This window comes from Pedobacter frigoris (assembly GCF_032678645.1).
In the GTDB taxonomy this organism is placed as follows: domain Bacteria; phylum Bacteroidota; class Bacteroidia; order Sphingobacteriales; family Sphingobacteriaceae; genus Pedobacter; species Pedobacter frigoris_A.
Genome location: NZ_JAVTSP010000005.1, coordinates 239,181 through 259,904 on the forward strand (window position 1 = coordinate 239,181; position 20,724 = coordinate 259,904).

General features: G+C 39.6%; 22 protein-coding genes and 2 tRNA genes. 18 read left to right on the forward strand and 6 right to left on the reverse strand.

Going from position 1 to position 20,724, the window contains the following annotated elements:
- The first annotated feature begins 260 nt into the window (after positions 1 to 260).
- Both R2Q78_RS17120 and R2Q78_RS17125 read left to right on the forward strand, forming a co-directional pair.
- Positions 261 to 1,016, forward strand: a complete 756-nt coding sequence (locus R2Q78_RS17120) for an AraC family transcriptional regulator (RefSeq protein WP_316793765.1) — start codon at positions 261 to 263, stop codon at positions 1,014 to 1,016.
- A 24-nt stretch (positions 1,017 to 1,040) separates the two neighbouring features.
- Positions 1,041 to 2,210: an NAD(P)/FAD-dependent oxidoreductase gene (locus tag R2Q78_RS17125; protein ID WP_316793766.1), complete on the forward strand. Its 1,170-nt coding sequence runs from the start codon at positions 1,041 to 1,043 to the stop codon at positions 2,208 to 2,210.
- Between the two features lie 13 nt (positions 2,211 to 2,223).
- Here R2Q78_RS17125 and R2Q78_RS17130 read toward each other — a convergent pair whose 3' ends face one another.
- A complete protein-coding gene (locus R2Q78_RS17130) occupies positions 2,224 to 2,604 on the reverse strand; it encodes a PH domain-containing protein (RefSeq protein ID WP_316793767.1) in 381 nt (126 codons plus the stop codon).
- 115 nt (positions 2,605 to 2,719) lie between these two features.
- On the opposite strand from R2Q78_RS17130, the gene R2Q78_RS17135 reads away from it, so the two are divergent.
- The 3 genes from R2Q78_RS17135 (at position 2,720) to R2Q78_RS17145 (ending at position 3,934) form a co-directional block, all read left to right on the forward strand.
- Positions 2,720 to 3,082: a hypothetical protein gene (locus tag R2Q78_RS17135; protein ID WP_316793768.1), complete on the forward strand. Its 363-nt coding sequence runs from the start codon at positions 2,720 to 2,722 to the stop codon at positions 3,080 to 3,082.
- Positions 3,083 to 3,123: 41 nt separating this feature from the next.
- A complete protein-coding gene (locus R2Q78_RS17140; RefSeq protein ID WP_316793769.1) occupies positions 3,124 to 3,648 on the forward strand; it encodes a DUF1877 family protein in 525 nt (174 codons plus the stop codon).
- A gap of 82 nt (positions 3,649 to 3,730) precedes the next feature.
- Complete coding sequence (locus tag R2Q78_RS17145; protein WP_316793770.1) at positions 3,731 to 3,934, forward strand: DUF5808 domain-containing protein; 204 nt, start codon at positions 3,731 to 3,733, stop codon at positions 3,932 to 3,934.
- A 7-nt stretch (positions 3,935 to 3,941) separates the two neighbouring features.
- Here R2Q78_RS17145 and R2Q78_RS17150 read toward each other — a convergent pair whose 3' ends face one another.
- A complete protein-coding gene (locus R2Q78_RS17150; RefSeq protein WP_316793771.1) occupies positions 3,942 to 4,388 on the reverse strand; it encodes a DinB family protein in 447 nt (148 codons plus the stop codon).
- 206 nt (positions 4,389 to 4,594) lie between these two features.
- On the opposite strand from R2Q78_RS17150, the gene R2Q78_RS17155 reads away from it, so the two are divergent.
- From R2Q78_RS17155 to R2Q78_RS17175, 5 genes are read left to right on the forward strand one after another with little or no spacing between them, the layout of a single operon-like run.
- Entirely contained in the window at positions 4,595 to 5,254 is a 660-nt protein-coding gene (locus R2Q78_RS17155; RefSeq protein ID WP_316793772.1) for a hypothetical protein, read from the forward strand.
- Positions 5,238 to 6,368, forward strand: coding sequence for an AAA family ATPase (locus R2Q78_RS17160; RefSeq protein ID WP_316793773.1), 1,131 nt, complete (start codon positions 5,238 to 5,240; stop codon positions 6,366 to 6,368). The genes R2Q78_RS17155 and R2Q78_RS17160 overlap by 17 nt, the downstream gene beginning before the upstream one ends.
- Positions 6,341 to 7,084: a hypothetical protein gene (locus R2Q78_RS17165; protein WP_316793774.1), complete on the forward strand. Its 744-nt coding sequence runs from the start codon at positions 6,341 to 6,343 to the stop codon at positions 7,082 to 7,084. The genes R2Q78_RS17160 and R2Q78_RS17165 overlap by 28 nt, the downstream gene beginning before the upstream one ends.
- Before the next feature lies 1 nt (position 7,085).
- Positions 7,086 to 9,599 carry a ribosomal protein L7/L12 gene (locus R2Q78_RS17170; protein ID WP_316793775.1) on the forward strand — a complete coding sequence of 838 codons (2,514 nt, stop codon included), beginning with the start codon at positions 7,086 to 7,088 and terminating at the stop codon, positions 9,597 to 9,599.
- Positions 9,589 to 11,238, forward strand: coding sequence for a hypothetical protein (locus R2Q78_RS17175; protein ID WP_316793776.1), 1,650 nt, complete (start codon positions 9,589 to 9,591; stop codon positions 11,236 to 11,238). Before R2Q78_RS17170 ends, R2Q78_RS17175 begins: the two co-directional genes overlap by 11 nt.
- Before the next feature lie 31 nt (positions 11,239 to 11,269).
- Here the strand turns inward: R2Q78_RS17175 and R2Q78_RS17180 are convergent, their stop codons facing one another.
- On the reverse strand, positions 11,270 to 11,683 hold the full coding sequence (locus tag R2Q78_RS17180) for a DinB family protein (RefSeq protein WP_316793777.1): 414 nt from the start codon (positions 11,681 to 11,683) through the stop codon (positions 11,270 to 11,272).
- A 151-nt stretch (positions 11,684 to 11,834) separates the two neighbouring features.
- On the opposite strand from R2Q78_RS17180, the gene R2Q78_RS17185 reads away from it, so the two are divergent.
- Together R2Q78_RS17185 and R2Q78_RS17190 are read left to right on the forward strand one after the other, a co-directional pair.
- Positions 11,835 to 12,467 (forward strand): hypothetical protein, encoded by a 633-nt coding sequence (locus R2Q78_RS17185; RefSeq protein ID WP_316793778.1) that lies wholly within the window; start codon positions 11,835 to 11,837, stop codon positions 12,465 to 12,467.
- Positions 12,468 to 12,510: 43 nt separating this feature from the next.
- Positions 12,511 to 12,969 carry a DUF4112 domain-containing protein gene (locus R2Q78_RS17190; RefSeq protein WP_316793779.1) on the forward strand — a complete coding sequence of 153 codons (459 nt, stop codon included), beginning with the start codon at positions 12,511 to 12,513 and terminating at the stop codon, positions 12,967 to 12,969.
- Here R2Q78_RS17190 and R2Q78_RS17195 read toward each other — a convergent pair.
- On the reverse strand, positions 12,961 to 14,274 hold the full coding sequence (locus R2Q78_RS17195) for a hypothetical protein (RefSeq protein ID WP_316793780.1): 1,314 nt from the start codon (positions 14,272 to 14,274) through the stop codon (positions 12,961 to 12,963). The two genes, R2Q78_RS17190 and R2Q78_RS17195, sit on opposite strands and share 9 nt — an antisense overlap.
- Before the next feature lie 188 nt (positions 14,275 to 14,462).
- Here R2Q78_RS17195 and R2Q78_RS17200 point away from each other — a divergent pair, with 188 nt between their 5' ends.
- From R2Q78_RS17200 to R2Q78_RS17210, 3 genes are all read left to right on the forward strand, one after another.
- Positions 14,463 to 15,533 carry an Rpn family recombination-promoting nuclease/putative transposase gene (locus tag R2Q78_RS17200; protein ID WP_316793781.1) on the forward strand — a complete coding sequence of 357 codons (1,071 nt, stop codon included), beginning with the start codon at positions 14,463 to 14,465 and terminating at the stop codon, positions 15,531 to 15,533.
- 72 nt (positions 15,534 to 15,605) lie between these two features.
- Positions 15,606 to 16,499: a bestrophin family protein gene (locus tag R2Q78_RS17205; RefSeq protein WP_316793782.1), complete on the forward strand. Its 894-nt coding sequence runs from the start codon at positions 15,606 to 15,608 to the stop codon at positions 16,497 to 16,499.
- Positions 16,500 to 16,583: 84 nt separating this feature from the next.
- A complete protein-coding gene (locus tag R2Q78_RS17210; RefSeq protein WP_316793783.1) occupies positions 16,584 to 16,934 on the forward strand; it encodes a DUF2200 domain-containing protein in 351 nt (116 codons plus the stop codon).
- Positions 16,935 to 16,940: 6 nt separating this feature from the next.
- Here the strand turns inward: R2Q78_RS17210 and R2Q78_RS17215 are convergent, their stop codons facing one another.
- Positions 16,941 to 18,293 carry a serine hydrolase domain-containing protein gene (locus R2Q78_RS17215; protein WP_316793784.1) on the reverse strand — a complete coding sequence of 451 codons (1,353 nt, stop codon included), beginning with the start codon at positions 18,291 to 18,293 and terminating at the stop codon, positions 16,941 to 16,943.
- A gap of 98 nt (positions 18,294 to 18,391) precedes the next feature.
- On the opposite strand from R2Q78_RS17215, the gene R2Q78_RS17220 reads away from it, so the two are divergent.
- On the forward strand, positions 18,392 to 19,006 hold the full coding sequence (locus R2Q78_RS17220; RefSeq protein WP_316793785.1) for a CDP-alcohol phosphatidyltransferase family protein: 615 nt from the start codon (positions 18,392 to 18,394) through the stop codon (positions 19,004 to 19,006).
- 48 nt (positions 19,007 to 19,054) lie between these two features.
- Here the strand turns inward: R2Q78_RS17220 and R2Q78_RS17225 are convergent, their stop codons facing one another.
- Positions 19,055 to 19,768 (reverse strand): hypothetical protein, encoded by a 714-nt coding sequence (locus tag R2Q78_RS17225; protein ID WP_316793786.1) that lies wholly within the window; start codon positions 19,766 to 19,768, stop codon positions 19,055 to 19,057.
- A gap of 401 nt (positions 19,769 to 20,169) precedes the next feature.
- Here R2Q78_RS17225 and R2Q78_RS17230 point away from each other — a divergent pair.
- Positions 20,170 to 20,243 (forward strand) — tRNA-Pro (locus tag R2Q78_RS17230).
- Between the two features lie 248 nt (positions 20,244 to 20,491).
- Positions 20,492 to 20,564 (forward strand) — tRNA-Ile (locus R2Q78_RS17235).
- The last annotated feature ends 160 nt before the right edge of the window (positions 20,565 to 20,724 follow it).

Below are 20,724 nucleotides of genomic sequence, written 5' to 3' on the forward strand. Positions count from 1 at the left end.
CTTTATATAATATTGTTTTTTAATGGTGATGAAGCTATCATGATGGTTTCATCTGTAAATAATTTGGTTAAAAAATTATAAAGCGTTCAGTAGCTTTATTTTCATGAAGCAAATAACAGCAAATATTTATTGATTTACAATAAATATTTATTAAAAAATAATAATTAATCTCATCTGTACCGAAACTGTATAACAGATGACAAAATCTAATCAGGTCCACTAATATAGTTGACGATTAATTGTAAATTGGCTCTATAGATATGGAAAGTAGTTTTACTTATCAATTTCTGAAGCCTGATGTTGCGTTGTCACATTTTGTGGAGAGCATTGGCATGTTTCATAACCAGGCGGATCTCCCGAAGGAGGTGGTGATCATTCCTGATGGGAGGATTGATCTGTTTTTCTCTAAATCCGAAGAAACTCCCTTCCGTATTTTTTTGATGGGATTGGAAACTGAGTCAAAACAGCGAAGTATTCCTCCGAATACACTGACCTTTTTCGTCAGTTTTAAACCCCTGGCTGTTGAGTATATTTTGCCTTGTTCTATTGCGGGTTTTTTAAACAGTGCTCAGCAGTTGAGTGATGATTTCTGGGGTTTCAGTGCAGATGACCTGAATGATTTTGATGCTTTCTATAAAAAGGCTACTCAAAAGCTAATGACATTGCTGCCAGCAGAAGTGGATGACAGGAAGCGAAAACTGTTTGACTTAATCTACGCTACGAACGGCGAGATGAGTGTGAAGGAACTTTCGGAAAAGGCTTTCTGGAGCAGCAGGCAAATCAACCGCTATTTTACGCAGCAGCTTGGTCTTTCTTTAAAGATGTTTTGCAAGATCTTACGGTTCAGGGTATCACTTGAGCATGTGGCACAGGGGAGGTTATCTCCTGAACTCAATTTTACAGACCAAACTCATTTCATCAAGGAAATAAAAAAATTCTCAGGTGTGGTGCCTAAAGAACTGTCAAAAAATAAAAACGACCGATTTGTACTATTATCCGTTTTGAAGGACAAATAGCTTTGCAATATAAATTTTAAAGATATGTTGCATCAAAATAAACAAATCGCCATTGTAGGCGGCGGTCCGGGTGGACTGACCCTGGCAAGACTTTTACTCCTTAAGGGTGCAAATGTGAAGATATATGAACGTGATCTGGACAAGCATGCCCGAGTACAGGGTTCGCCCCTGGATTTGCATGAGGAATCTGGTCTGGCAGCCATCATAAAAGCAGGCCTGCTGGATGAATTTAAAGCAAATTATATGGCGGGTGCAGACCGGGAGATCATTACCAATGAGCTGGCTGAAGTTTTTTTCAGCGATCATGAAGGTAAGCCTGAGGAGAACTTCGGTCACAAACACTTCCGTCCAGAGATAGACCGCGGTGCATTGAGAAAGATCTTGTTGGACTCCCTGCAGCCTGAAACTGTGGTGTGGGACAGCCATTTTGTTGCCATGAAACCAGAAGGCGATGGCTGGGAATTGAGTTTTAAAAATGGGGTAACTGCTTACGCGGATCTGGTGATCGCTGCTGACGGGGCCAATTCTAAAATCCGTCCGTACATCACGGATATAAAGCCTTTTTATTCTGGCATTATCATGCTGGAGGGGAATATTTACGATGCGCAAGCAAAGGCTCCCAATATGCATGCTTTACTGGCGGGCGGTAAAATCATGGCTTTTGGAAACAAGAAGGATCTGCTGATTGGGCAGAAGGGTAATGGTGAAGTGGGTTTTTATGCCAGTTTCAAAGCTGAGGAGAATTGGGCTAAGGACAGCGGACTCGATTATTCGGACAAGGCGCAGGTGCTGGCTTGGTTTAAAGAGAAATATGCTGAATGGAGTGAGGTTTGGTATGAGCTGTTTGAAAGTGCGACAATGCCTTTTATCCCGCGTCCTATTTATTGTATGCCTTTAGACCAGACCTGGGAAGCTTTGCCTAATGTAACCATGCTGGGTGACGCGGCGCATGTGATGCCTCCCTTTGCAGGAGAAGGGGTAAACATGGCTATGCTGGATGCTCTGGAACTTTCTGAACTGTTAACTTCTGAAGAATGCCGGAGTTTCCATGAGGGGATTGGGATATACGAAACCAATATGCGCAAAAGGGCAGCAATCATGGCAAAAGAGTCTTTGGATAATGGTGAACTAATGCATTCTGAAAATGCGCTAACTACAATGGTCGGGTTTTTTAAGGGTGTAGACCAGTTGTAGTCTTTAGGATGGGCTAGCCAAGTACATGATAAGCCAATACTTTCTGCACGTCAAACACATTGACAGATTTATTGAACTTCTTCCTGATGCTTGGTGCAGGCTCGCTTGAGATCCATATCTTCAATTCTGCATCAAGGTCGAATGTTCCGGCGGTTTCAATACTGAACCTTGATATTGACTTGTAGGCAATAGAAACGTATTCGGTTTTGCTCCCTGTAAGCCCTTGTACGTCGACAATGATTAAGCGCTTACTGGTGAAAATGAAGGTATCTCTGATGAGTTTGAAGCCCAGTTCTATTTCTTCATTTTCAATCAATAGTGTTCCGTAATTTTTTAAAAGATCGTCTTTACTGACTGCTCCTGCATTGCCCATAAGGGCTGAAAATAGTCCCATGTTTTTCTAGTTTGTTTTTGATTAGACTAAAAGAGGGGAGATTGTTACATAATCTGTATGTCTGACTATGAATTCATCTTCTTTTGCTAAATTAGATCTTCTAAAATCAATTTACATGAAACGCTCTATTTTACTGCTTTTCTTCGCTTTTGTCAGTTTTAACTGTTTCGCACAAACTCCCGATTCACTGACTTTAAGAAAACTAATTATCAAGGAATCTAAGGAAGGCGGCAAGCTAGATTTTTTTACCAGAATTAAAGGGAAGGAAACGGTGGGGAGCCAGATAAAACCGGGAGTTTATGCTCAGAATATTCATATTGCCTGGTACTACTGGGGTAAGGCGAACTATGTAAGCGGAATTAAGACATTAGAAGAGGTGTTGAGTATTTTTAAAGAATGGAAGGAACGTGAACCAGGTCGCATGGAAGTGGAGCACATCAGGTTAGGATATGCCGATGGTGATAATAAAAAGAAATAGGTCCTTTTTGAGAGGAGGGATGATAAGATTCAAGTAATGTAATGAGTATATCAGTAACGTTTTACCGACTGTCTGAACAAGCCATCAAGAGATTAAATGAATCGCTTAAATTTGATGCTGATTCAGCTAAAAGTTATGCTACTTTTAATGGCTCCCTTGAGGCAGTTGCCTATCTTTTGTCGAAACAGAAAGATAATAGCATTGTCGAACTCCTAAACGAGATCCTGAGCCCTAAGCAAGCAATTGGGATACAAGACTTAAGCAGCCTAGATCCACTTGAACTGTTTGAATTGTATTCTGCGGACAGGCTGTTTCCATATTTAAGTCCCCAAAAGATTTCCAAACTCCTCGGTGTATTTAGTGAATTTTCTGCTACAGATATCAGTTCTGCTTATAATTCGAATGAACTAAATATGCATAAAGTTTATCCAGAAATCTGGCACGATGACAATTCTGAAAACCAAGCTTATAACGAACGTCATCTCTTAGATGATTTCGAGCGACTAAAGAAGATCTTTAGTAGCGCGAAAGATGAACAGGATTATATACTTGTCTTTACGGGTTAGAGATACCCTTTGAAATGATATTATTGTAGACAAGCTACTTTCCAAAATATTGAAAGTTTATTTTAATTTCTTAAATTGAAAAATGAAAGCAACTGATCGAAAATACTGGAAACTTGGCCTGTTTTATTATAACCCCGATGATCCTGCAATCTTTGTCGAAAAGAGATTCGGAATTGGATTCGATTTCAACTGGGCCCATAGAAAATCATATTATTATTTGATAATGATCCTGTGCGGAACTATTTTATTCACTGGTTTGGTTACTTATTTGGTAGGTAAGCTGTGAAAATAATCTAAATCCTTACGTACTGGATATAATCTGTATTGACTGGTTGTAACCCACTCTCCTTCATTTGTCTGGCGATCTGCGCGCGGTGGTAAGTGCCATGATTGAAAATATGCAATAATATATCTTCAACAGATGTTTCAAAATCAGCACCTGTAGAGGTTTTGTAGGTAATGATACGGTCTTTATCACGATCGTTTTCTACGACCTCACTCAGCTCATTTCCGCTCTCTAGGAGCATGCTTTTACATGTGTTTAGGTCATGCAGCTGCCATACGCTTACCGTTTGTACAGTGCAGCGGATGCGGCTGGTCCAGATTTGTTGTGCATTGGCGATGTGACTGAGCAGGGTTATGCAGTAGTCAGGAATGGGGGTGATTTCAGTCGCCTCGATTAAGGTGTTCAGTACCAGGGAATTTGCCCAGTTGTTGTATTGACAAAGTTTTAATAGCATTGAGTTTATTGATGGTTCTTATCAAAATTAATAACTTACTTTTGATTTTGCCTTCCTTTATAGGTCATTATTTCAATGGCGTGGAAAAGGGGACTTTAATCCGACAGGTAATACAACTGGACACAGGATGCAATCTTTTGTTATCTCGTTTGCAAAAGCTGTAAAATTGCCTATTTTTAGAAACTAATTTAATTTTTCAATTCAGCATGTCTCTCGATGCCGCTCCTTTTACTAAAGCCTTAAATAACTTGCGTATCTACGAGGAGCTTACCTTATACGGAAATCTACTGGACATATCAGATGCAGACGAACGACAGGCCAGACAGTTTTTAGGATCTGAATATAAAGATGAGTCGCAAAGTTACCCTTATGATATTCCGGATTTTGATTCGGATGCAGCCTTATGGGGAGCAAGGGTGGTGTATGTAGCGGCACAGCTATTACTTTTTCGACAGCATAAATCGGAGAATCTGAAGGATTTAATTAGTGATTTTTCCCAGGCACCTACACCGGCTATGATGCTATCTGCAGATCTTTGCATGCGTTTTTTGCCGGATATACTGCATCAATTAAAATATATAGACCCAGAGGATGTGCTGATCGACTTGCTGGAAGGTATTCTTCGAAAATGGCACTATTCCGCTGTAGCTTATCCGCTTGATTGCAATAACATGAGTTTTGAGAATCTGGATCAGGACCAGTGTTTCCTTCAGTTATATCTTAACAGAATTGTGGAGTATAAAAATCTTAGCTTGGCGCATCATGTTTTCTTCGCTTCGCGTGTGGCAGCTAACCTGGGCATATATGCCAGTGAATTATGGAATGACTTTAAAAATCCAGAACCTTCTGATGAACAATATAAATAAATTAAACGCTATACTTTCTTACGTGAAGGCGTCCTATGTAGGTAAAGATGAGATTGTGGAGCTTCTGGGCATTTGTTTGGTAGCCAATGAAAATGCTTTTTTGCTTGGCCCTCCGGGAACTGCAAAAAGTGCCCTTGTGAGAACGCTTTCCGATTGTATTACGGAAGGTAAAAATTTCGAATACCTCTTGACAAGATTCACCGAGCCGAATGAAATTTTTGGACCTTTTGATATCCGCGCCCTAAAGAACGGGGATTTGGTTACGAATACAGAAGGAATGATGCCAGAGGCATCGATGGTTTTTCTTGATGAGATTTTTAATGCCAATAGTGCCATCCTAAACAGCTTACTACTGGCCTTAAATGAAAGAATTTTTCGCCGGGGTAAGGAAACCCGCAAACTACCTGCGCTAATGTTTGTGGCGGCCAGTAATGTAATGCCCGAAGATGAAGCTTTAAATGCTTTATTGGATAGATTTCTTATCCGTGTAAAGTGTGATTATGTAGCTCCGGATTTGCTAGAACAGGTTTTGGTTGCGGGAAGAAAACTTCAGTCAGCCTCAACTGTAGATAAGCCATTTATGATGCCTAATGAAGTACAGGAACTTCAAAAACAATGCAAGGAAGTAGATTTATCGGCGATCAGAAAGCCTTTTTTAGAATTGATATATAGCTTGAGGAATACAGGTGTAAAGGTTTCTGACAGACGTGCGGTAAAGATCCAGAATTTGCTCGCTGCCAGCGCATTGATGTCTGGCCGAAAGGAGGCGAATCTTTCCGATCTTTGGGTGTTGAAATATATATGGGATACTGAAGAGCAGATAGAACTGCTGTCAGGAATGATCGACCAGGTGTTGGAAAAGGAAAATCCTGACGGAGCCCATCCTCAGGCTTTCGCTCATAAAACCCCCAATGCAGAGAGCCTCATCAAAGATGTGGTACTCCTTAAGGAGCAATGGGATTCTGGTAAGCTCTCTTTTGAAGAGCAGAATGTGGCGAAAGACAGGTTGCGCTACCTACAAACCCGTAGTGCCTGGCTCGCTAATATTGAACATAAGCAACATATCCAAAAAGAGATCGATTCATTATGGCACAACATGCTACAGTCACTCTAGATTACTACCTTTCCATCCCAGTCAGCCGAAGAGATGATCTCGGTGGAATAAGACATTGGAATCATTTGAAAATGGCGATAAAAGGTGACGTAATTTGGTTAAAGGGGCTTAACGAGGCGGAATTAGATTCCATGGCAATTAAAGTCATGCAGGGAAAGTGCATCTATTATGAAAAGGATGCCCTGCTGTATAAATTGAATAGCTTGTTGCCAAGCGGACAAGTCCCGTCCTTGCTTTGGACGGCTATTGATCGGGCTTTGCTGGTAAAGCTCCCTATTCCGAAATCCCAGGCGCCGATGCTCAAGGAATCGCTGTATCCAAAGATAGTACCTTCTGACAATACACATGAAGCGTCAGCTATGATCATCCCATTGGATAAATTAGGTGTTTTTTTAGGTGTTGCTCCTGTCATCCGTCTGCAAAGGATGAAATGGGTCATTATCCAGCCTAATATAGCTCTGCTAATGGGATACCCAATACTGCCTATCCCAGGAGAAGTATATTGGAAACGGAATAATTTTCTCTTTCCTGCCGGATGCGACTTGGAGTTGCCATTAATCAGCGATGCGCTAGAAAGTATAATTGATCCTGCAGGGTTGAGCTGGATTCTTTGGAATAAGGATTCAAGCTATGTAAAGATAAACAAAAGGCACCTAACTGACCTTAGCCTGAGCTCATTCAAAAGGAGTCTTGAACAAGGAGCAGAAGACTTGTAGTATGGATATATTCGATTACTTTCAAAGTTATGATGGATATTTCTGGCAATGGGAAGACGAAGGGGAGGTACTTGCAATTCCTGAGGCAAGTACAATAGCTTATCGGGAATTCATTTTTAAACTGCTACAACGGCTTAGTCCACAAGGTTTGCCGCCTTTTGGCCCGCTGCTGCTGGCCGTGATTGCAACGAACCCCGGGGGAAAAGAACATATTAATATCGTCTATAGCATATTGTCCCGTATTATAGAAACAACGGATGATATAAGCCTTTCGGGAAGTATTTCCTTCCTGAAGCTTCTGGCAGAGATGGAGCCTGAATATAAGCAGGGACCAAAACGATTGCTGCTTCTCCAAACAATCTTTGAAGGTTGTCATGATATACTTTCTATTCCAAAATCAAGACAATTGGCTAAGGCTTATGGAGATGACTCGAATAAAGGACGTATTGATTTTAAAAGCATTCCCGTTACAAAGCATGTGATTCAAAAGGACATTCGTGTCATAAGCTTATTGGAGCGTAGATTTTCTACCGTGGAACGCATTCTGGAACGTATGGCTGGAGTCGTTGAGTTTGATGAAAATCCGGAACTGGAAACCCGCATTGATGAGGTTTTGAAGCCAAATGCTGATTTCGTCGACCAATTGCTATCTGATACGCAGACTTTTCCGATGGCCATATTGTTGCCGCACCTCTGGGCTGCATTGAGTATTCCCTTTCACCAGTCCCTGCCAAGTAACCAACCGCTGGGAGGTTTTTCAGACCTGAGTAATAAAGGTGATTTTGATCGTCTTCTCGTTTCCGAGTTTGCAAATGATGAACTTTTGTTTTTGTCCCGGCTGGCCAATCAGGAGGCGTTGTATCTAAACAGGGAGGTTCCACCGGCGAGTGAAGATCGAAAGCGCATTATATTGATCGATATATCATTGAGAAGCTGGGGCACCCCAAAGACGCTGGCTTATGCACTCATGCTTGCTTTGACCAGATCAGCTAAATCAACCATTAACTCTGAAGTTTATGGGGTAGGTACGGGTCTATATACTTTGTCATTTGGTACAATACACGAATTAATTGACAGCATTAGAATATTAGATACTTCACTAAGTGCAGCCGAGGGCGTAGGGCAGTTGATGGAGAAATATCAAGAAAGACATCAACATGAAATTATCTTTATCTCATCTGTAGACAGCCATAAGTCTCCTGAGTTGCAACGACTGATGGCTATGCGACGTGACTTTTTTAACTACTGCATTTATACGACGACAGAGGGAAGGGTATCCGTCTATAAGCATCAGCAAAGCGAACAAAAGCTATTGCAAGAGTTTGTACTTCCGCTACATGAGCTTTGGAAGCAAAAGAAGTCCGAAAGCAAAACATATGGGTATCTGGTCAGTTTGCCAATCCTGGTGAAAAGTCCGAAAAACGTCAAGAGGATCATACGCACTGAAGATGCAGAGGTCTTTCAAGTTACAGCAGAAAGAAAGGTTTTCCGACTTTTTGACCGTACTGCGCCAAAGGACAAGCGGGGTTGGGAGTTGATTGCGGAAAATTTGCCATTCGCACTGAATAAAATAGAAATAGGACTCAGTGTGGATAAAGAACACATCTTGTTTTTATTCCGTGAGCAGGATACGGCTACTTTTATCCTAAACCTTGATACAGGTAAGGCGTATAATTCAAAGTTTGAACAGTATAAACATACTTCGAAGCAATTTGTATTCCATGGCGATTGCTTTCATTATGTATCTGCAAACAATAATTGGTGTATCGATTTAGAAGGAGGAGTGCGTAAGAGTGAGTTCTATCCCAAAGTTATCCTGGATAAGGCAAAAGCCAGGGAGAAGGAGTTGGAGGAACTAACGAATACAATGCAAGTCTACTATAACAACCTAATAAAACTACAACAAGTGTTTATCAACCAGACCGGCAATTTAGTTTTTAATGGTCATGAATTGCATGTCACTAATGAGGGAAGCATTATGTTGAACAAAGGCGAATTTGCTAGACAGGAGATTACGGCAAGTAAAATATCCAAGAGGAAATTCATGTTCAGTGATGGGAGTACAGTGGAGATCAAACGTTCGGGACTGTTCATGTTAAAAAGCAGTGATCCGACAGTTCTACCAATTTACATTCCTAACGTTTTGCATATTCCATTGGGTGTTGCGACTGATGGTTCCTTCTCCGGAAGTGATTATTTTTACAAGGAAGAGAAAGTTGACGTGGTACTTGAAAAATTGAGCCCCAATCGTTTACACACTGTAAAGGTCATCAATGATTTTACAGCAATCGGGCTGATGGCGTCACAAGAGATCATTCAAAATATACCGACAACTCTATTGTCCGGTATTCCGTTGATCAAGGCTAATGATTTGAGGAGAGCACTAGAAAAGGTTGGTGCATTAGCAGTGATTACAAAAGCTCATCCTGAACTAAGGAGGGAAAGACTTACCCCTAAATCTTTTTTTAACAAGTATATTGATGTCTTTGTAAATACGATTAGAAATGGAACTTAGAATTAGACATTATTCGAAAAATAAATGGCCCTTGCATGGGGTTCTAATTCGCGGGAATTCGATAGGTTCTTGGTTGCATGAGCTATCGGTGATGGGGATTGCACTTGGAGATGCGGACGCTTATATAGTTCCTGCCGAGAGTGGTTATTCTATTGCTGCCTGTCTGATTCTGACAAAGTCGAAAGTACCGGATATTGGGAAGAATGAATATTTGCAGGTGGTGGATGAATTGTTAGTGATTCCGGAGAGAGCTGATATTTTTCCCACACTTTTGCATGACGAGTTACAGCAGTTGCTGGTCAGTTCCAAATGCTTGCTATATCCTGGAATAGGATTGGTACCACTTATCGAGACGATAAATTGGGCTGCTTATATACAAGTCCCACAGATGATAAATCATCGTATCCAGTTACCAGTCCCTGGAATTATGGTTCCGCGTCGCATAAAGAGTTTTCAGGTTTTTAGTCTAGCTCCGGAGGAGGCCTTAGAGCAATTAGAATTGAGTTTTCCAAAAAGGGAAGGGGAAAATTTGAATCCACTAAACTTGCTTGAAAAACTAAGGTTGCAGGCTTATCGTTTGCTATTGAAAAACTCTGGTCCTGCTGATCAGATAAGCGGTGTTAATGCGGATTCCGATTTGATTAAAAAAATCCGGAGGGATTTTGAGAATTTGGAATCGCGGAATCAGAATCAGATAGACCGTCTGGTGAATATGCTTAAATCAGATCCTGCTGAGGCATTGAAATATGCAATCCCGTTAGATGAGGCCGGCAATAGCCGTGGAGAAAGCCTTTCAGGAGGTATGGACTGGACGAAGCGTTGGCTTGATTTTTCTTTGAGCAGATCTGCACATGCTGCGGGTTCCGGCAGTGTAAATATAGGTGAACGGTTTTATGAATTGCAATCTCAATATATTCAGACAGCACAGGCGCTTATAAAGCAACAGCAATTTCAAAAAGCCGCCTTTGTTTATCTCAAATTGTTGAAAGACTATAATAAAGCGGCTAAAACATTAGAAGACGCAGGTCTATATTCAGAGGCTGCAGCTATTTACCTCAACTATGGCTCAGATAAGATTAAGGGTGCAAAATGTTATGAACAGGGAAGGATGTACCTCGAGGCCATTGAGATTTACAAGGAATTAAAAGAACATGAAAAAATTGGTGATTTATATTTGCTGATCAATAAACCTGAAGAAGCAATGCATTATTTTCAGAAGACTGTTGAAGAATATACAGTAAAACACCAATACATAAAAGCTTCAATCATTTGTAAGAATAAGATGCAGGATATGGAAAGTGGGCAAGCACTACTGTTGGAAGGCTGGAGAGCAGATAGAGATGCTTTTAATTGTCTGAACAACTATTTTAATAATGTCGGCGAACTAAGTCAACGCCAACGGGAAATCAGCAGGATCTATAAAAATGAAGTAGAACCAGGAGATCAAGAATTATTTTTAAAGGTGATTCAGCATGAGTTCGGTAAACAGAATGAGTTGTCAGGATTTATACGGGACCTTGCTTATAGAATCATCGCTGAACGAATACCCAAAAATCCAGAAATAGTTTCGGAACTGATAAAATTCAATAAGAAAGACCAGGAGTTAATCAAAGATATTATCAGGTTTAACGCTGGTTAATCATAACGAAATGGTTACATCCAAATATTTACTAGTCGTTGTCTAAAAGCCTACGATGGTAGTTGATCTGTCCAAGGTGATACGCAAGGTGAGTACACAGGTGAGTTAAGAAATAGCCTGTAGTTACTTTTTCTCCTGCGATGAGCTGCGGGTATTCTTCCGCTAGTCGATCATCATTTAACTGGTCAAGTGTTGAAGCTACCATATCAATAGTGTCATCTATGCTTTTTAGAAGTTCGGTACGTGGCACGTTACGTAGTGAAAACTCCAATGGTCTGTCGCGGACATATCCTGTATTACCTGCTCCAATATAGGTATTCAGATTCCCTATCAGATGTAGACAAAGATTGCCAGCTGAATTGGCGATTTCGCCTTCGGTATGCCAGAGCTTTTGCTCATCGCGGTATAATTCGATTTCAGTACGAAGTTTGGCTAAATCGCGCAAAAGAAGCTTTTTTATTATGGAGACAAACATGATGATAGATTTATAGGATAAAAGTATTGATTTTTTCTATTGTTGTTCTGGTAATTTCCTTACTTTCAGCTATATTTTATAACATGAATAAATTGGATCTTTTCGTGAATACAGCATCATCATGAATGTGTTGAAGTCTTTTATCATTTACGATGGTCTCCCTTTAAAATCGGGGGGCGGACATCAATTAAATAAGCATAGTAATGATGAGATATTTGATTCAATAACCCAATTTATAGCTTTGTATACTGATAGTAAAACTTCACATGTCAGTATTTCGATGACTCGGTTTAAATTGGGACAGTTTTTAAAAAACAGCCTGCGTTTTGGAATTCCTCGTTTCCACTTCTGGAGTTATATGGCTATTCGAAAGGATTTAGTTTCATGGAGCGTATCATCCCGGTCGCTGGAGCGAAAAATTAATCTAATTACAGCGGATGATAATTTATTGATCGCTATCCTGTGGCGGTTCTATTTTGTAAATTCTGAAACTGGTGAGGTATTGCCAGGTCAAAAGGAATTACCTGTTGTGGAGATTAGAAAGCCCCAGTCTGAAGTATACGTACGTTTATCCAATTCAAGTAAAACTGTTTCTGTTTGGTTCGCTTTGCCATTTGAGGAATTAAACGAATACGAGATTAATTATATCAATGCATTAAAGGAGGCGCTGCCATTCAGGTTCTCTTCTAAAAGCTGGCGTACCTATAAACGTTCAAAAAATGACAGTTGGTTTGCTAGGAAGGTAGAGATTTGAAACAATAGCAAACCATTACTGTTGTCGTTAAAGATTTATTAAAATGAACAACAGCAATAACAAGTTCCCTTTTCTGACCAAGATTTCCTATTTAATGGATGAGCAGTTCCGGTTTCCAGGTACAAAATTTCGTTTTGGGCTTGATCCTATACTAAATCTGATTCCGATTGCTGGTGATATGGCCGGACTGGTGGTTTCTGCGGGATTGCTGCTTGCCATGGCCAAAAGAGGGGCAAGCAGCAAGCTTGTGGTATTGATGTCGCTAAACATTTTGCTGGACGCCACTATAGGTGCCATCCCAATCATTGGGCAGATATTCGATTTCTTTTTTAAAGCCAATTCGCGGAATATCGGATTGATGAAAGCGCATTATCTGGAGGGGAAGCACCAGGGAAGCGGCAAAAACATCATTGTCGTTGTCATTATTGTACTGGTTGCAGTGTTGGCTTTGCTATTTTATGGTTTATACCAACTGGCAACGTGGTTGTGGACGTCAATTTAAAGGTAGCCGATCCATCCAGCCGACTACTTGAAATCCATTTAGCATTTCAAAACGCTTTGGTGTACGTGTGTAAGCATTCCAAATCCATAGGCTAGCATAATCTGCTGATGCAAAAAACTTATTTGAAGTGTATGTATTGCTATAAGAGTCTACTTGTCCGATTTCAACTTCTTTATATTTTAAGATTCGTCCTCCTGAACGTTGTTTGATTTCTATTGAAAAGCCATTTGGTAAGATCAAGTAGGGATAGGAAGTAAATTTTCCATTTTTCAGGTTTAACCGATGGTACACAGCATTGGTTGATATATATATTAACTGTTTGAAGCCATCAACCATAAATCGACCTCTTGTAACACTATGTGTGACTGAATCTAGCTCTGCAAGCTTCTTCGAAGTCTTTTTCTTTACATTGTATTTCAAGATCGTGGCTTTAGTGACGGCATCATCTCTTACGGTAAATTCATAGACTGTAGGAGTGTCTGGCGTGGTTTTCAAAACCGGTTGTGGCTTAGGCTTGGGAAGTGGGGGGAAGGTATTGGTATGATCTGCATATAAGAACGATTCGTTGTCCAGCCAATGTATCTCTGTTCTCTTTCTTGTATACCTTGCGTAATACGCCCCTGTTGCAGGAATTATCGTAAAGGCAACATCTCCGGATTTGTATAATTTAATGTCAGTCTTGCTGTCATCCAGGATGTAGTGCTTTTGATCTGGAGAACGTCGTTCGTCATAATGTCTGATATTGCTGTCTAGCCTCACATATCTTGTGGTTTTAAGATCGAGTGCCCAAAGCCCTTCTTTGTCACCAAAACTTTGATAGAAAAAAATGCTGTCAGCTTTAATCCGCACAAAGTCGTGGCCACAGTCGAGGATCAGAGTATTAGTTTTTAAATCATATACACTACCATTTCCTACGGCATACCTGTTTTTGTAAATGAAACTGCCGTCTCTATAATAGAACCATCTTCCATACTTTATTTTCTTGTCATCCAGGGCTGTGTAAAGGGTGTCTTTGGAGATAAAGTTGCCCTTTTTAAAATTGTAGGATACAAGATTTCTATGTTTTTCACCCATCTTATTGGTGTCGGTTTCCACCACGATTAGACTTTTTATTTTAGATTGTCCAAAGCTTAAAGTGGAGAGGGAAGTAAGGACAATTAATATCAGATTTCTCATCCTCCCATGCCATCGATTAGGTGTAGGGATGCCAAGCTTATGTCCGTAATGCTTCAATGCCCAAAAAAATAGTAAGGCAACAAAAAGTACAAGAATCCAATATAACTGGTTGTTTTTAGACTTTGACATAGCTAATTTGAATCACCAATATATGAGATTTTTCTTTAAAAGATCCTTATAGATGATTTTCAGAATATTGGAATTATTATCCAATATTTTATAATTAATTACAAAATATTGTTTTTAGATTATTTATTGTAACTTTTAAGATATTATTTATTGTTTTTTCAATTTGCATTGATTACTTTTGTTTGCAGATGAAATTGAAAATGCCAAAAGAGTCGGAAGAAAATATAGTTAGTGAACCATCAGCTATATATGAAAGTAATACCGCGGGGTTGCCGGTAACTTATATTAATCCTTTTTTAGATTGGGCTTTTAAAAAGATTTTTGCTTCTGAAACGAGTAAGGAAGTCGTTAAGGCTTTTTTGAATGAGATATTGCCCAAAGAAAGGCAAATCCAGAGTATTACTTACGGGAAGAACGAATATCCAGGAGAAATCGCAGACGAAGCCGGTATGGTTTTCGATTTTGTGTGTACTGATATGGACGGGACGTCTTTTCTCGTTGAGGTACAACGACAGGAACAAATCTACTTTAAGGAGCGTTCGTTGTTTTATGCCAGTAGATTAATCAGCGATCAGGCACCAAAAGGAAATAAGAAATGGCTGCACAATCTGAAAGAAATATACTCGATTTCATTATTGGAACAATTCTGTTTGCCAGATATTCAGGGTAAGGAATATATGCACGAAGTGTCTTTATGCCATACGAATACAGGCAAGCCATTTTACAATAAGCTTCATTTCATCTATATCGAATTGCCGAAATTTATCAAAGAGAGGGCTGAGTTGAATTCTGCGCTCGATCAATGGCTTTACGCATTGAAGCATGCTTCAAAAATGACAGAAGAACCTGGTTTTTTGAAAGCGCCTGGATTAGATCAGTTTTTTTACCTGGCTAGATATGCCAATTTAACACCGGAGGAAAGAAATATGTTTAGAACAGCACAACAGAGAGCATGGGATAACGAGAATATCCTTGATTTTGCAAAGCAAAAAGCCCAGAAGATTGGTCACGCAGAAGGTCGTCAAGTGGGGTATGCAGAAGGTCTTGAACAGGGTCTTGAACAGGGTCTTGAAAAAGGTCTTGAACAGGGTCTCGAACAAGGTCTTGAACAGGGTATTGAACAAGGTCTTGAAGAAGCGCGGCTGAAGGTGTTGGCAGAAAAAAAGGAAATTGCCAAAAACTTCAAAACTGCAGGGTTTGATTTGAATGTCATTGCTGAAGCTACAGGTCTTTCCGTTGAAGAAATAACTGCTTTGTAGTTGGGGCCAGGAAATGCAAAAGACCTAATGATCTTGGCATTTGGATTGCTCACTGACCTTAAAAAATAGATTATGCTCACTACGCCTAACATCCGCTTAAGTAGGATCATCCGTAATACCTGGAAGGTTGATCTCATCATGCTGGCTTCTTGTACAGCTGCATATATGGTCAGGGAATTTTTGATCGCAAACCATTTCAGTATTCCAGGCATACTTCCTACACTGCTGGGTACTGCGATTGCATTCTTTGTCGGTTTCAATAATAATCAGGCGTATGACCGATGGTGGGAGGCGCGTAAAATCTGGGGATCCCTGGTCAACGATTCCCGATCATTTGCCCGCTCGCTTGTTCATTATACGGGTTCCGAAAAAGAAATCAGCCATAGAATGATTCGTCGCCATATAGGATTTCTTTACGCGCTTAAATCCTATTTAAGGGGTGCAATAAATGATGATACTCCAACGCGTTACCTTAGTGAGCACGATGAGCAGGAAATTGCAGGTGCCAGTAATAAACACAATGCAATTCTTTCTTTACAGGCAAAGGATCTGCAGCAACTCTCCGCACAGGGGCATATCGATGGCTTTAAATTTATAGAACTCAATGAAATGCTGACTCGCTTTTGTGATGCTATGGGCATGAGCGAGCGAATCCGGAATACCATATTTCCAACTACTTATTCATACTTGACTAAAGTGTTTATTTGGTTGTTTGTGGTGACATTTACTCTGGTTATTAGTGAAACCGCAGGTGTTTTCTCTATTCCACTCGGATGGTTGATTAGTTTCGTATTTGTCTCTACCCAGATCAATGGAATGAGCCTTGTAGATCCTTTTACCAATAATTCTGCCGGAGTGCCGCTCAACCAGATTACCCGCACCATCGAAATTAATCTGTTGGAAATGATCGGCGCAGAAGAAGTTCCGGAAGCAATTAAACCGATCAACGGGGAATACGTACTTTAGGAATTTTTACTACTTTTAAGGGAATATAAAACAATCGTCTTCTTATGTTTCATCAGTAGGTGAAAGGTTTAGTTAACAGTAGAAATGAAAAATGCCAGAGTATTTAAAATGTCTTTTGCCAGCGTTTATCCTCATTATGTAGAGAAGGTAGAGAAAAAAGGACGCACAGTCGCAGAGTTGCATGAAGTGATCTTTTGGCTTACGGGCTATGATGAGCAATCATTGCAGCAACTGATCGAAGACAGGACCGACTTTGAAACCTTTTTTGCTGAGGCACCTAAAATCAATCCTAATGCTAATAAAATCACTGGACTCATTTGTGGTTATCGGGTAGAGGAAATCGAAGATGCCCTTATGCAGAAGCTCCGTTATCTGGATAAGCTGATAGATGAACTGGCAAAAGGTAAGGTAATGGAAAAGATTTTAAGGAAATAGGGATCCTTATTTATCAATTATATAGAGGAAATTTTTTCCTCCCTGTACCAGGGTCATTTCACGCTTTTCCCTATTAAATTTTAGCAGCACATCATATTGTTCTTGTTTGAACTCATCTTTGCTAATGGCATCGAGCGGAAAAGAGGGCTGATCTGTCGCCTGGGCTATTAACGTTGCTCCTGATTTTGTAATGGTGATCTTTAATGGCATATCCTTGCTGGTATATTTGCCCAATAATGCGTCAAGATCCTCTATTTTTAGGTCAACAGTTTTATATACAGGAATTTCATAAGGGCTGTTATAATAGGCATTCAGCATAGCGAGCGTAATGTCGTTCATTGCGTAGTTTGTCATGCCATTGGTCGTAAACGCAAAAGACATTCCATCATCTGTGATCGCATACATATTGCTAATGCTTCCGTAGGTTCCTCCGTTATGTCCTATCAGCGTCTTTCCACCATAAGGTGCTTTAAATAGCCCCATTCCTGTTGGGTTGTAGTCTTTCGAGCCGTCGAAACTCTTCATTTTTTTGAAGCTTTCTGCACTTACAAGCTTTCCTGAGCTGAGCGCATTTATGAAGACAATAAGGTCTTGCGGCGTAGACAGGATATCGCCCACTCCAACTACACTTGGAAAATAAATGTCTTTTATATCCGTCCACTGGCCGGTGAATTTGTAAGGTCTGGCTTCCAGTTTCTGACTGTTATTGATCGTGCCCGCAATAGTGCTTTTTAAACCTATTTTATCTATAATTCTTTTCTTTAGAGCTGCCTGATATGTTTTTCCTGTAATCTTTTCGATGATGTACCCAAGTAGCAGGTAACCGCCATTGGAGTATTGCTGCTTTGCCCCGGGCTCAAAATGAGGTTTGACTTTAGCTATTTTGTCGAGTAACTCCGCTTTGGTATGGGGATCTACGATCCATTCCCGATTTTCATTGACATGGTCTGCCAGCCCGCTACTGTGGTTGAGTAGATTGGCAATGGTGATGCGATCTGCATTTGGCATCTGCGGAAAAAACTTGGATAATTTGGTATCTAGTGATAATTTCTTTTCGTCGATAAGCTGGAAGATCATCGTTGCGGTAAAGGTCTTGCTAATAGAACCGATGCGGTATTGTGTTTTGGAAGTGGCAGGGATCTTTTTGTCGCCCTCAATCTGACTATAACCAGTTATTTTGTGATAAATGGGTTTGCCGTCTTTAGCAATAATAAAACTACCCATCACTCTGTTGTTGTCAAATAAAACATTGAAAAAGCTGTCTAGTTTGGCAGTATTGATTTGCTGTGCCTGGGTATTTGAGGAAAAAAGTAAGGTACTAAATAGGAGCGCTGCAAGGAAAGCGTTAATGGGTTTCATAGTGTTTTAATGTAGGGTTGTTTATGGTGTTAGAATAGGTCACGGAATAATTGTTACAATATTCTTTATCATTGTGTTAGATATTGAAATTCAGAAAAATGAAAAAATATTACATACACATTCCAATTTCGTTAATTTATAGCCGTTTGTTGTTCAGTATAGTAATATTGTTGCTGAGTTTTACTCAGCCGGAATACTTTAGGTCAATGATCAATATACTACTCATCACTGGTTTAGTAACTGATGTGTTTGATGGGATTATTGCCAGAAAGCTAAATGTTTCAACAGTTAAGTTTCGCCGTTTGGATTCCTTTATAGATCAGATTTTCTGGTTGAGTGCTTTGGTAGGAGCATATGTAATCTGCAGTGAATTTTTCAAAGAAAATACGCTTTTATTGGCTGTATTGCTAGGTGCAGAGGCCCTGACTTACATTGTGAGTTACCTGAAATTTAAAAAGGAGGTAGCCACGCATGCTATTCTTTCAAAAGTCTGGACGTTGACCATTCTTGCTACATTGGTACAAATCATCAGTACATGCGATTCCAGCTGGTTGTTCATCACTTGTTTTTATATGGGAATGATTACCCGAATGGAGATCATTGCTATCCTTTTCATTATTAAAAAATGGGAGAATGATGTACCTAGCCTTTATCATGCGGTATTGATCCGAAAGGGAAAGCCCATTAAAAGGAATAAATTATTCAATGGCTGATTTAGTTTATGAGCTTAAACAATAGAAAAGCTGTGATGTAACTAAGTTTCAATTCTTGTATAACTGGTTGAATGCCTTGTTTACTTCATTCTTGAAAGAAGAGTTGAATGTTTCTTTTGCTGTTTCAGCCTTTTCACTGTCAAATATCATTGGTGTCACAAGATCATCGTCGTCGAATGCTTTGTCTTTGTTGGAGTCTGATATTGCCTGTATTAGGATGATATTAGACTTGTCAATTGACCTAAAATTGCGGGCATCTAAATGATCAGGAGTTATTTGTTTGAAGTTCTTGCCTGCAAGATTGGACGTGAAAAGGCAAACAGGATCATTGCGGTCAAGCTTGCCATCACCATTATAATCTTTAATCCTGACTGAATAGATTATAACTTCTTTTAGTTTTTGAAATGAATTGATAAGAATAGTTCTTCCTGAATCTAATAAACTGGAAACGCCTGTTTTATGGTCATAAAAAGCTATATTCCAGTAAGGACCACTATCGGAGTCGGAGCGGTATTTTTTTAATCCTTCATCGTCTTTTCCTGCTACGCCCAAGGCTATTGGATACATAATAGATGTGGTGTTTTCTAAGGGAATTCCTTCATTAAAAACAGGGATCAAACTGTTGTTTTTTTTATCCTTATTTTTGCTGGTGTTTCCCTGTACCGGAATGCTGTTCTTATCCGAATGGTTACAGGAACTGATTAGAAATGCACTTGTCCAAAAGAGAAAAGCGAAGAAGACGTTTGCTTTTATAGTAGTCATGAGAGGAGTATTAAATTTTCAATTAAGACTGAGTTATACTAGAAAGGTTACAAAGGCAGAGCACTTCTTCGTGCGGTGTTTTTCCCTGAACCATTTCAAACAGCTAGTTTTAGCTTGACTGGATTCGTACTTGTACGAAAAGTATACCAAGCCATATCCAAAGACAAACATTCATTTTATAAATAAAATGCTACAGGGTAGAACGTTTATTTACGCTTTTAAAAAATATTTTTGGATGGCAGAAATTTTGTGTAATATTGCAACATGAAAATGACAACAATACAAAGCTTTATACCGCAACCGAATAATCGGAGGGGATAGCTATGTATTGAATAAAAATATTTAAAACAGGAATCCTCTTAGAAAATCTAAGGGGATTTTTTGTTTTAGCGGTAAATTTTAGAGTAATATATCAATTGGTCAGATTACCTGCTTTGGGAGCAGGAGGTTCCCGGTTCGAGTCCGGGTTACTCTACTGAGTAGAGTACTTTCCTGTGGTGCAATGGCAGCACGTCTGATTTTGGTTCAGAAGATTGTGGTTCGAGTCCATGCAGGAAAACATAAATAACATAAAATTTAAATCATTACAAGATGAAAACAACGTCAATACAAAGCCTAATACAGCAACCTATTTATCTGAGGGGATGACTATGTATTGAATAAATATATTTAAAACAAAGAATCCTCTTAGATAAGTCTAAGGGGATTCTTTGTTTTAAAACTGGAAATATAGCTCAATGGTTAGAGCAGTACTCTTATACGGTACCGGTTAAAGGTTCGAGTCCTTTTATTTCCACATATTTTCCTGTAGTGCAATGGTAGCACGTCTGATTTTGGTTCAGAAGATTGTGGTTCGACTCCATGCAGGAAAACAAAATATACAGCGATAGGATATAAATCTTTTACTGAATTATATAAAATCTTTCTCCCGTTAGCAACGAACTTTGTGTCATTAC

What these genes read in the sequence shown, in the direction of transcription:
- R2Q78_RS17120 (WP_316793765.1), top strand. Translation starts at nt 261, where the DNA reads ATGGAAAGTAGTTTTACTTATCAATTTCTGAAGCCTGATGTTGCGTTG.
- R2Q78_RS17125 (WP_316793766.1), top strand. Translation starts at nt 1,041, where the DNA reads ATGTTGCATCAAAATAAACAAATCGCCATTGTAGGCGGCGGTCCGGGT.
- R2Q78_RS17130 (WP_316793767.1), bottom strand. Translation starts at nt 2,604, where the DNA reads ATGGGACTATTTTCAGCCCTTATGGGCAATGCAGGAGCAGTCAGTAAA.
- R2Q78_RS17135 (WP_316793768.1), top strand. Translation starts at nt 2,720, where the DNA reads ATGAAACGCTCTATTTTACTGCTTTTCTTCGCTTTTGTCAGTTTTAAC.
- R2Q78_RS17140 (WP_316793769.1), top strand. Translation starts at nt 3,124, where the DNA reads ATGAGTATATCAGTAACGTTTTACCGACTGTCTGAACAAGCCATCAAG.
- R2Q78_RS17145 (WP_316793770.1), top strand. Translation starts at nt 3,731, where the DNA reads ATGAAAGCAACTGATCGAAAATACTGGAAACTTGGCCTGTTTTATTAT.
- R2Q78_RS17150 (WP_316793771.1), bottom strand. Translation starts at nt 4,388, where the DNA reads ATGCTATTAAAACTTTGTCAATACAACAACTGGGCAAATTCCCTGGTA.
- R2Q78_RS17155 (WP_316793772.1), top strand. Translation starts at nt 4,595, where the DNA reads ATGTCTCTCGATGCCGCTCCTTTTACTAAAGCCTTAAATAACTTGCGT.
- R2Q78_RS17160 (WP_316793773.1), top strand. Translation starts at nt 5,238, where the DNA reads ATGAACAATATAAATAAATTAAACGCTATACTTTCTTACGTGAAGGCG.
- R2Q78_RS17165 (WP_316793774.1), top strand. Translation starts at nt 6,341, where the DNA reads ATGGCACAACATGCTACAGTCACTCTAGATTACTACCTTTCCATCCCA.
- R2Q78_RS17170 (WP_316793775.1), top strand. Translation starts at nt 7,086, where the DNA reads ATGGATATATTCGATTACTTTCAAAGTTATGATGGATATTTCTGGCAA.
- R2Q78_RS17175 (WP_316793776.1), top strand. Translation starts at nt 9,589, where the DNA reads ATGGAACTTAGAATTAGACATTATTCGAAAAATAAATGGCCCTTGCAT.
- R2Q78_RS17185 (WP_316793778.1), top strand. Translation starts at nt 11,835, where the DNA reads ATGAATGTGTTGAAGTCTTTTATCATTTACGATGGTCTCCCTTTAAAA.
- R2Q78_RS17190 (WP_316793779.1), top strand. Translation starts at nt 12,511, where the DNA reads ATGAACAACAGCAATAACAAGTTCCCTTTTCTGACCAAGATTTCCTAT.
- R2Q78_RS17195 (WP_316793780.1), bottom strand. Translation starts at nt 14,274, where the DNA reads ATGTCAAAGTCTAAAAACAACCAGTTATATTGGATTCTTGTACTTTTT.
- R2Q78_RS17200 (WP_316793781.1), top strand. Translation starts at nt 14,463, where the DNA reads ATGAAATTGAAAATGCCAAAAGAGTCGGAAGAAAATATAGTTAGTGAA.
- R2Q78_RS17205 (WP_316793782.1), top strand. Translation starts at nt 15,606, where the DNA reads ATGCTCACTACGCCTAACATCCGCTTAAGTAGGATCATCCGTAATACC.
- R2Q78_RS17210 (WP_316793783.1), top strand. Translation starts at nt 16,584, where the DNA reads ATGAAAAATGCCAGAGTATTTAAAATGTCTTTTGCCAGCGTTTATCCT.
- R2Q78_RS17215 (WP_316793784.1), bottom strand. Translation starts at nt 18,293, where the DNA reads ATGAAACCCATTAACGCTTTCCTTGCAGCGCTCCTATTTAGTACCTTA.
- R2Q78_RS17220 (WP_316793785.1), top strand. Translation starts at nt 18,392, where the DNA reads ATGAAAAAATATTACATACACATTCCAATTTCGTTAATTTATAGCCGT.
- R2Q78_RS17225 (WP_316793786.1), bottom strand. Translation starts at nt 19,768, where the DNA reads ATGACTACTATAAAAGCAAACGTCTTCTTCGCTTTTCTCTTTTGGACA.